Origin of the sequence: Phocaeicola sp. HCN-40430 (genome assembly GCF_037890285.1) — a bacterium.
Classification (GTDB): Bacteria; Bacteroidota; Bacteroidia; order Bacteroidales; family Bacteroidaceae; genus Phocaeicola; species Phocaeicola acetigenes.
Genome location: NZ_JBBKBS010000072.1, coordinates 1 through 565 on the forward strand (window position 1 = coordinate 1; position 565 = coordinate 565).

The 565-nt window shown below is 47.1% G+C and carries 1 protein-coding gene; it reads left to right on the forward strand.

From position 1 onward, the window contains the following. Positions 1-179 precede the first annotated feature (179 nt). Positions 180-565, forward strand: a 386-nt coding sequence (locus tag WKU26_RS12635; protein WP_340322312.1) for a BT0820 family HAD-type phosphatase, incomplete at its 3' end; no start/stop codon positions are given.

A 565-nucleotide genomic window follows, 5' to 3' on the forward strand; every position in this document is an offset into this window, starting at 1 on the left:
GAGTTTTTTAGTTCTTGAGTTGATGAGTTTGCGTATGAGAACATCAACAAACTAAAAAACTTACAAACTAAAAAACTTACACAAACGCCTCGCCAACTAACTTAAAAACTCAAAAACTAAAAAACTTACACAAACGCCTCGTCAACTAACTAAAAAACTTAAAAACTTAAAAACTCACAATGACCATAGCCATCGATTTCGACGGAACATTAGTCGAACACAGATACCCGGAGATTGGTAAAGAAATACCCTTTGCCTTCGAAACCCTGCGCCGGTTGCAGCAGGACAGGCACCGCCTTATTCTCTGGACCGTACGCGAAGGACGCCTGCTCGACGAAGCCCTTGCTTTCTGCCGAGAACGAGGCATCGAGTTCTATGCCGTCAACCGCGACTACCCCGAAGAAGAGAAAGGAGCCAACCGCCACTACTCGCGCAAGCTCAAGGCAGACCTCTTCATCGACGACCGCAACCTCGGAGGACTGCCCGACTGGGGAACCATCTACGAAATGGTCACCCAAAAACTCTCCTACGAAGACCTCATGCGCAAGTACGAAGCAGAAAGCTA